Genomic DNA, 10689 nt, shown 5'->3' with positions numbered 1-10689 from the left:
TTTAAAAGATGGTTGCACAAACTTTAAAATATAGTTGTACAAACACCCAATTTATTCCAAGTTTTAGGGCCGACAATGCCATCAGCAACGATTTGTTGTTGCTTTTGAAAATTGATGACTGCTTGTTGGGTTTTCGGGCCGAATCCTCCATCAGTAGTTACGGAAAACCCATTGGCGTTCAAGAGTCGCTGAAGGTAGCGAACGTCCTCATTTTGCGTGACGCCATCGTTGCGTTTGAGTAGGGGAAAATAACTACAGGAAGGTAATTCCATGTAAATTGCGTTTGTGGTTTGCATGGTTTAATTCTCCATTGGTTGTTTACAAGTTGTTTGAAAGCACAGAAGTGCGGAAATGATGTTAATAGTCCTGGGTAAACTCTTGACTGGCATAAACGGAGTTTTGGCTTCGCTCAACCACCAGGTTTTTTAGCGTTTCTGGGGGCGTAAAGGAAGTATTGCTGTGAAAAAACCCAGTTTCTTGCTACCCGCGCGACTAAGATTAGTTAACTTTGATTTAACATCCGGGTTCATCTGTATAACAAGCGCCTAATAGACTCCAAGTTTGAGGGCCGACAATGCCATCAACAGCAATCTTATTTTCCTTTTGAAATTTGATGACTGCTTGTTCGGTTTTTGGGCCGAAAAATCCATCAGTTGCGACGGGATATCCGTTTGTAACTAAGGATTGTTGGAGATAGCGCACGTTTTGATTGGCAAGAGTGGTATTATTTCGTTTCAGTGTGGGCAGTGAAGAGCAAAGAGGCAATTGAGCGTAAATTGAATTTGTGGTTTGCATGGTTTGATTGGGGATTAGTGGTTTGCAAGTTGTTTGAACTTGCTATTCCCCAGTTGTAGCTGTGGGGAGAAGTGCTTTAACAGTCGCTTTTTATAGTGACGCTGATCGGGGGTAGCTCAGATGAGTGACAGCCAGCTATCAAACCCGTTTTGTACACAGTAATTGTCAAAGGCAAACAGCAGCGAATTTCCATTTTTTATCAACTTTTAGCATCTTTGCCACCAGCCCCACACCATCAGTAAGTCGGCGCCAAAAAACCCCCCTATGTAAACGACGGTCAAGTCTCCACAGGCTCTCTACTGCCTGACTTAAACCTGTTTACCTAGTGTTAGATTATGCGGTTTAATTCCGCCTACTTACTTACCTGTAGGGCTGTTGGTGTGGGGATGGATAGGCTGATTGACGTAGAGAAAGCGAGTCAATCAATCCTGTCACGGTGCAATCGCTCCACTCTTATATAAGCTGAGGAATAATCTTTTCTATAGAGGAGGCAAAAATACTGTATTTAAAGCTAGTTAACCCTTTGATCGAAAATGGCGATCGGGAAAATGGCTCTCGGGTTGGGACTTTAACTTAGAAGTGATATCGTAGTATCGGTAGATAGTAGATTTCCGGGTGTCAAATAACTTGAGAATTGAATCAATAACAATTTCTGTAACTATCGGGTTAAAGTCGGAAATAAAGTCGTCAGCGTCGAGATTTTGTAGAAAAAATTCCTTAGCTCGAGCGCACTGATAGCGCATTTCCTCAAAGCCAACAATTTTTACCACAAACGTTGTCAGTGGCGAATTCTCCAAATCGGTTTTAGAAGTGCTTTTAGCCCGCCCATTTTCTAATAAATTTAATACTTCCGCTTCTAAACCAATTTTAGGTTGATAAGGTTTTTCTATCTGTGGGAAAAAGCTTTCCAGGCGCACACAGTTAACAGATTGATCCGGAATTCCTCCCATCATCATCGCCAGAGAAACATCGATTCCCAAACCAGAAGAGAGAGCTTCTAGCAGGGCGAGAGCAGACAGCTTGCACCCCAAATAAAGCTTCGCAATTTCGAGATTGTACTTAGCAGTAGTTTCCCACCGCTGATAGGTGCGATCGTCTGGATATCCCTCAAACTGCCGGAAAATTATTTCTGGCTTGAGATAATTCAGAAAACCTTCCATCTTAACCAAAGCAACTCGGTAGTCGCGAACCGTGTAAAAACCGCAGCAGATGAGATTGTGATTGGTTTCCGGCAGTAAATTCCAGGTATTTGCCAAAAAATGGGCTGAACTATGGTGAGCAAAACTCATCACATCCCGGTTAGAGATTCGCACGGATTTTTTCACCGTTTCCCGCATTTCCTCGTCAGTCAAACTGAGGTTAAACAGGCTATTTATTGCTTGCAAGCGCTCATAAAGACGCTGGCTTACTGTTACTCCGGACTCGGCAGAGCGAAACGGAATGGTTGCTTCAATGCAGCCTGCAATTTGAAGCAATTGCTCGCGTTTGAGAAATGGTTCTAGAGCTTTGGCTGCTACCACAGCGCTAAGAAATTCGTTTTGTCCCGAAAAAGGATGGAGGACTTGGCCCGGTACAAAATTGAATACCAGCATTACCATCTCGAAGATAGCATCCGCCGGCAGTTCAGATTGATCCCGAATTTGTAGTTGTTGGTTAACCTCTTTTGCAACAGGAGTGATGTAGTAGCTGACGTTAAAGTTAATGCTGCGATCGACTTGCACGTAGACTGTATCGTGAAATAAAGCTGCCAAAACCTCGATCGCGTCTTCATCTCCCCCCACCTCAAAAATATGTTCGGGAGTGTGAAAAAACCGCCAGGGCCCCATCATCGGCTGAACAATCAGTTCGGCAATCCGAGCGACTTCACTTGGTTCGACTTTTGCTTCCAGGCTATCGAGGGCCCAAATCAGCCTGTCTAAGCACTGTAAGTAGGCTTGTTTGCTATCCATCACAGTCTTTCCCAATAACATTGCTGTCAGTCGATTTTAGATTTTAGATTTTAGATTTTAGATTTTCTCGACAGATGGATCTGGAAGCTGGAACCTTAGTCTAAAATTGTTAGATCTCGACGACTGGAGTCGGCGGCTTGTATCCGTTTTTGGGCAACTTCACGTCACCCACCCTGCTGTTAGTTTAATTTTTTCCTAGATGCGGCTCCGCTTTTGTGAGTTGGGATTTTTGAGCTTTTTGTGGAAGACTTGAGCGGCTATTTAAGAGGCAAATACTTACTTAAAATCCCCTTAATTTCCGGTAGCTGACCTCCCCTGTTTTCCTAGTCTAATTAGCACAAAGTATGAGAAGTAAATTACATAGATTCCTAAACCTATCAGACCCAAAAATCCCAAAAATTGAGGGGTTGCGGTAGGGTGAAACATTTGTTTGTAGAGCCAAGGTGGGTCTAACCAAACGCGGCAAAAAGGTTCGTCAATTACCTCAATTTGAGATTTAAAGGCACAGCTTAAGAAGGGAAGTTGAGCTAGTGCGCCCAAACCGCTGTAAACAGTAATCGCCCACCGCCAAGCTGTAAAAGCCAGTTTCAGGGGCGACTGCGGTCGATCGGCAATTTCTTCGTTTAAATCCTCCCAAAACCACAGACTAGCAGGAATTAAGGCCCTCCCAATCACCGACGACACAAAGCTCACAGGCAGCGCAGCCATCATCAGGTAAAGGGTAATTGCCAGCAAACTCGCCACCCGCCAATAAATAATCGACAAACGGACGATCGCCTCAGCTTTTGCCACAACAGCCCAAATCAGCACTACCAGCGGGATCGAAATTGTTAATAACACAGACAACCGGTAATCCATCCAGACTAGCGGTTGAAACCAAGGCCCGGTGGCTGCCAATAAAAGACTCAACATCTTTGGGAAAATATACTCACTTATTTGTCACAAATTTTACTACAAAAATGCTAAAAAATCAGCAACCAGAACACGGTCTTAATGTTTTAGTTACTGCTACCTTTTCTAAGGTACTTGGCGCGGTTTGAAGGGTACTTGAGACACGATAGACGGCAATACGCTTGAGTTAAAACTGTTTATTCCTGAGCTCTCTCCTTCCCATCCTGGCCCCCAATGGGGACGCAAGAGCAAATTCTTGTCCCCATTGGGGGCAGGGCGGTTTCATTCTCACGAAAATCGCGATTTTGACTCTTGTAGTGCCCAGAATGCCTACCCGCCCACAGACGATTGCACAAGCCTTTCAGACATTGGGGCCGCCCCTACAAGAGAATGAAACAGCCCTGGCGGCGAGGGGGAATGTGGCGGATTTGAATTGTATTGGGATAGTGGGCAAATCTCGCCATTATTTCCAGGATCAACCCCCTAAAATAAAATTCTCCCGCCCCAAAATAGAGATTTCGGTGCGGGAGGGAAGGGATAGAGCTAAATGGCTCGTTTATTCCTCGTAGATGCGGCACTCAGCAGCGTCAGGATTGTCGTCGCAAAATTTTTCAAAAGAATTCTTAGGTTTGACTTGCTTTTGGTGGGAAGCTTCTGCTTGCAGTTCTTCAACTGCGTCCCACGCAGCCGCGCATTCCCCGGAAGTGGCGCCCTTGGTGTCACAGACGGTACGAGCGCTTTCTAGTTCTTCTTCAATTTTTTCTTGGATGTTGCCTGGGGGTGTTGTTGTCATAAAACTTGTTGGTATGAAAGTGTAGGAGAATATGGTTGTCCCCGACCTATTTCTAGGTAATGTTAGCACGCGCCTTTGTTTAGTGAGCTTGTTCGGCTAACGGCACGTCTTTAACCCAAATAAAGATGTTTAACCGTTAACGACAGAGCAAGGGACTAGCTAAGCATCCGCTTGGTGTCATAACTCAAAAAACGTAGACCTCTAAAGTCTGAGGCCGGTCAACTGTGGTTTAAGTCTTAGGCTCGAAGCGAGCGTGTCTTTAGACCTGGGTCGTTGACCTTATTAAGTAAGAAAGGTTTTCTTTTTGGATGTTAGTTTGGGTGGGATTTGCAGTTTCGGTCTGGCGACCCCAGCTAATAATAGCTTGAGATGCGCTGCTGTTGCAGCAGCCCAGATAGAAACCATCCATAACTACGATCGCAGCCCGTCTCTACTTCCTGCTTTACTCTACCCCGTCGGCGGGGGAAGAGTCCACAGGCATCAATGTAGGTCGAGCTGACCTTACTTTTGATGAAAACATTACACGAGGTTGGTGTGTCAAACTGTATTGAGCTTTATCTTTTAAGATTTAGCTGAATACGGCATTTAACACTAAACAGATTAAGGGGACACTCATGTTAACTTATGTTAACACAAGAACGGCAATCGATGGGGAATCGATCGCCCCAGAATAGCGTCCCCCCAGTGGCCAGTTCCGGTTAGCCTAATGTATAGAGATAGTTTTATAGAGAAGTTTGCCTTATGTACACCGAAAACCAAATGCAGTGGGTCAGCGCCTTATCAACCCGTCCGTCTTTGGAATCAGCGCTCAAAGAAGTTGTAGAACAAGCCGATCGCGACCTAGAAGGCCCGGCTGATTTAGCGCTGATATTTATCTCGTCTGCCTTTGCCAGCGAGTATTCTCGGCTGATGCCTTTACTGCGAGAACTGCTGCCAGTACCCGCGATCCTGGGCTGTGGCGGGGGAGGAGTCATCGGCACGAACCGGGGCGGCCTCACCGAAGAAGTCGAGGGATCTCCCGCAGTCAGCTTGAGTCTAGCGCGTTTGCCGGGAGTGAATGTCAGAACTTTTCACGTCGGTGCAGAAGAACTGCCGGACTTAGATAGTCCCCCGGATACTTGGGTGGATCTCTTGGGCGTGCCGGCCCAGGAAGAACCGCAGTTCATCATCTTGGCCGACCCCTTTTCCGCAAAAATTAACGATTTGCTCCAAGGGCTAGATTATGCCTATCCGGGCGCGGCCAAGGTAGGGGGGCTCGCCGGGGGGGACGGTGCGGGCCGAGGGGCGGCGCTGTTTTGCGACTATCAGCTTTACCGAGAAGGGACGGTTGGGGTAGCTTTGAGCGGCAATATAGTTTTGGAAACGATCGTAGCTCAAGGCTGCCGGCCGATCGGGCATCCTTATCGGGTGACGGAAGGAGAGCGCAATATTTTGCTAAAACTCGAAGAACAAACCGACGATACCGACAGCGGGGGCATCGAGCGATCGCCCTTAGAGGCTTTGCGAGAGTTAGTTCAAACTTTGAGCGAAGAAGACCGAGAATTAGCCCAGCATTCGTTATTTGTAGGCTTAGTCAGCGATGAATTCAAGCTGACATTAGAGCCGGGAGATTTTTTAATCCGCAATCTGTTGGGAGTAGATCCGAAAGTGGGGGCAATTGCGATCGGCGATCGAGTCCGTCCCGGACAGCGCATCCAATTTCACCTGCGGGACGCGCGCACCTCCGCAGAAGACCTAGAAATGCTGCTCGATCGCTATCAGCGGGCCGCCGAGTACAGTGGTACATCCAGCGTCGGCGCCTTAATGTTCTCTTGTCTGGGGCGGGGTGAAGGGCTTTACGGCGAATCGAACTTTGACTCCCGACTGTTTGGCCGATACCTCAAAAACATCCCCCTGGGTGGCTTTTTCTGCAATGGCGAAATCGGCCCCGTCGGCGGTAGCACATTTCTGCACGGCTACACATCCGTATTCGGGATTTGCCGCCAAAATTCATAATTTGTGAACTGTTGACTGTTGACTGATGACTGTTAACTGTTGAAAATCTAAAATCTAAAATCTAAAATCTAAAATCGATCCACTGATGACCAATAAATAAAAGCGACAGTCGCCTGCCGCTTTTAGCTGTAACTAGAGGTCTGGAAACCTTAGAAAGTAAAGGTAGTACGGAGGAGTCCGACCCAGATATCGTCGTTTCTGTGGTTGTGTTCTGGATTCAGAATCACGTAAACGCCCGGTGTCACTGACACAAAGTCATTGACTTGGAAGCGATAGAAACCTTCTAAGTGATAAGAGGTGTCGCGGTTTCTGGCGACATCACTCTCAGTAACTTTTGGCGGTACACCGAAGACGAAGCCGAGGAGGTTGCCTTGCCGGCCAAAATCTGCCAGGGCCAAAGTGATAGCACCATTCTGGATCGTCGCGTCATTGCCGCCCCCCCGCAGTTGCTCAGCCTTCGTATAACCGTACCAACCGCCAAGCTGAAAGCGACGGCTGGGTTTGAAGTTAACTTGCACGCCATAGTTATCTGCTTGAGTGGTTGCTTGACCGAAGGGCCGGTTAGCCAAGGCACTGCCCGTACCGCCCATGATGCCAACATCGCCTGCGCGATTGTATTTGTGGGTGTAAGTGAAGGCCAAATCAAACGGTCTGCTAAAAAAGCCGATCTGACCCAGAGCGCTGAAAGAACCGTCGGCAACGCCCCGGCCGTTTGCGGGGTCGGGAGCATCGCCGTCGGAGGCAAGATAGCCCCCAGTAGCTCGGAGGGGGCCCAAGTTGAAAGTCAAACTTGCGCCAGCTCCCTGCGGCCCGCGGAATACGGCCGGGTTACGAACTCCAAATCTGGAAATGGCACCAGTACCCGTAGAGTTAAAGGGTGTTACCGTGTCTGCAATTTCATCCAGGTCAAGTCCTTTAGGACCGACAAAGACTGTAGCCGGACCGACCGGGAAACGATAGTACAGTTCGTCTAGTGTGAATTGGCTGCCCTCCTGGCCGTCAAAGGCCAAGCGAGCCATGTTAGTGCCGGTAGCGGTTGATGCTCCGTAGTTGGCGACGTTGACTGCTTGCAAGCGGGTTCTGAGCAAGTCTCGACCGGTGAAGCTTGTCAATAAGTTCAAGCGCACCCGGTAGCCGAAGTTGGTGACTGTTCTATCGTCCTCAAGGCGGATACCATCTCCCACGAAGGTGTCGCTGACGGCAAAAACGGCTTCTCCATTCAATTTGGTGGTGGTGGAGAACTGGTTGGCTTCGAGTTCTGCGGTGCGAGCTTCTAGGCCGTCTACTCGTCCGCGCAGGGTAGCAAGTTCGGCTGCAAATTCTTCTTGCAGGCGTTGCAGGATGGCTAAGTCGTCTCGGGTAACTAAGTTACCTGTTGACCCAATTAGCTGGGTTATGTTGTCTAAGCAAGCGTTGACGCCGGCTGCAAATTCGTAGCGAGTCAGGGCGCGGTTGCCGCGGTAGGTGCCGTCGGGATAACCTACGATACAACTGTAGCGTTCGACTAGCGATTGCAGGGCTTGGAATGCCCAATCTGTCGGGCGCACGTCGGAGAGCTGAGTGACTGATGTCACCTGGGACATCGTTCCGGTCGGTTGGGCCGGCAGCGCTTGGGGAGCGACAGGGACGATGGGGCCGCCCATTCCGGCGGCTGGTGTCTGAGCAATTTCTACCTTAGTAACTGGGGTAGTAACTGGGGTAATAGCTGGGGTGCTGGCGACTGCTGGCACTTCAATTTTCCCAGGAGTGTCTGTCTGGCTGCTTTGCACTGCCAAGTCGGATGCTTGGGACGAGGGTTCGGCTGTGCCTGCTGCTGCTAGGGGTTCAGTCGCTACTGGGGCGCTGGTCGGAGCGCTTGGGGCTGCTAACTCGATGTCGCTCCCTGTTGTGTGCAGTGTTGTTGGCAGTGTTGTTGGCACTGCTGCTTCGCTGGTTTCTGGTTCGATTGAGGCGAGTTTTTCAGCGTCTGCTTCGTTGACGACCGGGGTTTGGGCCGCTGCGTCGCTGCTGTTTAAAGCCAGGTTTTCTGGGGCAGCAGGGGCTGCTGCAACTGGTTCTGCAACTGGTTCTGCAACTATTTCTCCAACTATTTCTGCAATTTTTGACTCAGATGACTGAGCTGTAGCTAGCTGGTTGGCTTCAGCGGTTGCGGTTGCTTCTGCGGCGATCGCAGTGGCACTCATGACTGATGATAGCCCCAGAATTGCCGGGGATACTAGCAGTAAATTCCAAAAAGTTCTGTTCATTTTCCTCACACCTTCACACTCTATTCAACTCGACGACCAGCAATTCCCAACTGCTAATTTTTGTGGTTGCTTGCCTGTTGACAATAACTGCCAAAATAGAACCTATCCATAACTGTTGATTCACAGTAGGCGTCTCTACTTCTGCTTGAACTTAAGGGGCTGAGCCCTTATACCGCCCAGGCATCAATTCAGGTCAAGCCCACATTACATTACAGTTGATTATACCATCACGGGCTAATTTCATCTCTCGATCGCCAGACTTGCTTGAGTTGCTCTGCGGGCGATCGACCACTGGTTCTACGGGTTCGACCACAATCTGCCTCTAACTGACAACTGCCCAGAGTCCTCGGTTACGCCAGACTTAACAGACAGTTATTATTTATTAGGTAGGATTATGGCTGCTTGTCGCATCCCTTATACAGCTTTTGCTCCTCTAATGTCAAGCTTTTTAACCTAACTTTAAACCTCGCGACCTAGCCGGGGCTATTTTCCCGCCATGAGTGGGGAACTAAGACCTAAAGGCAAGTAGATTTACGCAGTCCAAACCAAAGTTCAGGCTTGACCAATTTTGGTTTTTTGATGCCCGCTGCCGTCAGGACTTGCCAGGACGATCGCCCTTTTTGAGACTAACCGTCGGCGGGTTTAATTTCCCGCTATTTTAACACAACTTTTTTGTTGTTTGAGTATGGCTGCAACGGGTGGTGCTTGACCCGCTGTTGGCGCCAGGAAAGCTCAGTGGCTTGGCCGACCACTAGATCCAAGATTCCTAGAGGTTTTAACGATGTTTTTGCCTACAGACGATTGCAGGAGTTTAGTGTTAAGCTGGCGAAAATGCCGAAGTCGAAAATAGAGCTGCTGGCCGAACAAAAAACCCAAACGCTGGGGGTGAGCAAGTTATACCATTTTCGATTAAATAATTGGCAATAACTGATGACATAAAGGTTTGGATCTTGCCTACAGTTGCATTATTTTGGGTAACTGGTATTAGTGTAAAAGAGTGAGGGTTTATGGAAGATTTTGGTATTATTATTGCCTGCTGCGACCAGGATTATCTGTTTGCTAAGGGTTGCTGTGCTAGCATCCGCTATTTCCTGGGAGATGTGCCGATTTGTCTGTTGATTGACGGTACGTTTTCTGTGAGTGCCTTGGAAAAATCCTATGGAGTGCGAGTTATCAATCGCACAACTGTTTCTGAAGAAGTTCTCAGAAAAAGAAGTTTTGGTTGGGGCAAAACTAAAATGATTGCTTTCTGGGAAAGTCCTTGGTCAAATTTTATGGTTTTGGATGCCGATACGATCGTCTGGGGCGATGTTCTCAAATTGGCTAATTTTCAAGACTTTGACTTTATTGTAGATAAGCCTTGTTACGATTACCCGGATGCGGATGTTTCGGAATTTTTCTTTGACATTCCGGGCGTTGAGAAGCATTTCCCGAATTTTCGTTGGTCGGAATCGCGATCGAACTATTTCTGCACAGGTACTTTCTTTGCTAAACGCGGCGTTTTTAGCTTGGAAGAATACGTGGAAATTTTAGATTTTACGGCTGCAAATCCGGGGATATTTAAGTACGGAGAAATGGGGTTTTTAAACTTTATGATTTTCCGGGCGGCACAAGAAAATCGACTGCGGGTGCAGAATGTGGATATGCAGTTGTTGGTGCCGGATTTTGACCAGGATTTGCTGAGAAAGCAGTTTCCGGTGGAAGAAAGCGGGCCTGCGGGCGATCGCACTCAGGCGACGGTGATTCACTGGTGCGGCCCAAAACCGACTTTATCTAGTAGGAAAGTTTACTCAGAACCAATGAATTTTTGTCGCCGCAAGTGTGAGGAGGATGTTTGGAACCGCACCGGTTTTGCCGCCCAAATGTCGCTGCAAGTTGAGGATTTACAGCGATCGATCTACGTGTATAAGAATAAGTTTAAAAAGAAGTTTCGCCAGTTGACTAATAAGTAGATTAAGACTGGGGCGCGCCGGCGAGAAACGGAGAATATTCCTCAACTTCTCGCCGCCAAGTCCTGATT

General features: G+C 48.1%; 8 protein-coding genes. 2 read left to right on the top strand and 6 right to left on the bottom strand.

What is annotated here, in order from left to right; translation table 11 throughout:
• Window positions 1-23: 23 nt before the first annotated feature.
• The 5 genes from D0A37_RS19425 to D0A37_RS19405 form a co-directional block, all read right to left on the bottom strand.
• On the bottom strand, window positions 24-296 hold the full coding sequence (locus tag D0A37_RS19425) for a peptidoglycan-binding domain-containing protein (protein WP_242716786.1): 273 nt from the start codon (window positions 294-296) through the stop codon (window positions 24-26).
• A gap of 217 nt (window positions 297-513) precedes the next feature.
• Window positions 514-795: a peptidoglycan-binding domain-containing protein gene (locus tag D0A37_RS19420; protein WP_242716784.1), complete on the bottom strand. Its 282-nt coding sequence runs from the start codon at window positions 793-795 to the stop codon at window positions 514-516.
• Between the two features lie 515 nt (window positions 796-1310).
• Complete coding sequence (locus tag D0A37_RS19415) at window positions 1311-2744, bottom strand: hypothetical protein (protein WP_242716783.1); 1434 nt, start codon at window positions 2742-2744, stop codon at window positions 1311-1313.
• 291 nt (window positions 2745-3035) lie between these two features.
• Complete coding sequence (locus tag D0A37_RS19410) at window positions 3036-3656, bottom strand: DUF3177 family protein (protein ID WP_242716782.1); 621 nt, start codon at window positions 3654-3656, stop codon at window positions 3036-3038.
• Between the two features lie 535 nt (window positions 3657-4191).
• Window positions 4192-4428: a Calvin cycle protein CP12 gene (locus D0A37_RS19405; RefSeq protein WP_242716781.1), complete on the bottom strand. Its 237-nt coding sequence runs from the start codon at window positions 4426-4428 to the stop codon at window positions 4192-4194.
• A gap of 741 nt (window positions 4429-5169) precedes the next feature.
• Here D0A37_RS19405 and D0A37_RS19400 point away from each other — a divergent pair.
• Window positions 5170-6423 carry an FIST signal transduction protein gene (locus D0A37_RS19400; protein WP_242716780.1) on the top strand — a complete coding sequence of 418 codons (1254 nt, stop codon included), beginning with the start codon at window positions 5170-5172 and terminating at the stop codon, window positions 6421-6423.
• A gap of 149 nt (window positions 6424-6572) precedes the next feature.
• Here the strand turns inward: D0A37_RS19400 and D0A37_RS19395 are convergent, their stop codons facing one another.
• Window positions 6573-8669: an iron uptake porin gene (locus tag D0A37_RS19395; protein WP_242716779.1), complete on the bottom strand. Its 2097-nt coding sequence runs from the start codon at window positions 8667-8669 to the stop codon at window positions 6573-6575.
• Between the two features lie 1007 nt (window positions 8670-9676).
• On the opposite strand from D0A37_RS19395, the gene D0A37_RS19390 reads away from it, so the two are divergent.
• Complete coding sequence (locus tag D0A37_RS19390) at window positions 9677-10621, top strand: hypothetical protein (protein ID WP_242716778.1); 945 nt, start codon at window positions 9677-9679, stop codon at window positions 10619-10621.
• The last annotated feature ends 68 nt before the right edge of the window (window positions 10622-10689 follow it).

Source organism: Microcoleus vaginatus HSN003 (assembly GCF_022701255.1).
Classification (GTDB): Bacteria; Cyanobacteriota; Cyanobacteriia; order Cyanobacteriales; family Microcoleaceae; genus Microcoleus; species Microcoleus vaginatus_B.
The sequence above is the reverse complement of the archived record's forward strand: the minus strand, read 5'-3'. Positions and strand labels throughout refer to the sequence as shown.

What these genes read in the sequence shown, in the direction of transcription:
- D0A37_RS19425 (WP_242716786.1), bottom strand. Translation starts at nt 296, where the DNA reads ATGCAAACCACAAACGCAATTTACATGGAATTACCTTCCTGTAGTTAT.
- D0A37_RS19420 (WP_242716784.1), bottom strand. Translation starts at nt 795, where the DNA reads ATGCAAACCACAAATTCAATTTACGCTCAATTGCCTCTTTGCTCTTCA.
- D0A37_RS19415 (WP_242716783.1), bottom strand. Translation starts at nt 2,744, where the DNA reads ATGGATAGCAAACAAGCCTACTTACAGTGCTTAGACAGGCTGATTTGG.
- D0A37_RS19410 (WP_242716782.1), bottom strand. Translation starts at nt 3,656, where the DNA reads ATGTTGAGTCTTTTATTGGCAGCCACCGGGCCTTGGTTTCAACCGCTA.
- D0A37_RS19405 (WP_242716781.1), bottom strand. Translation starts at nt 4,428, where the DNA reads ATGACAACAACACCCCCAGGCAACATCCAAGAAAAAATTGAAGAAGAA.
- D0A37_RS19400 (WP_242716780.1), top strand. Translation starts at nt 5,170, where the DNA reads ATGTACACCGAAAACCAAATGCAGTGGGTCAGCGCCTTATCAACCCGT.
- D0A37_RS19395 (WP_242716779.1), bottom strand. Translation starts at nt 8,669, where the DNA reads ATGAACAGAACTTTTTGGAATTTACTGCTAGTATCCCCGGCAATTCTG.
- D0A37_RS19390 (WP_242716778.1), top strand. Translation starts at nt 9,677, where the DNA reads ATGGAAGATTTTGGTATTATTATTGCCTGCTGCGACCAGGATTATCTG.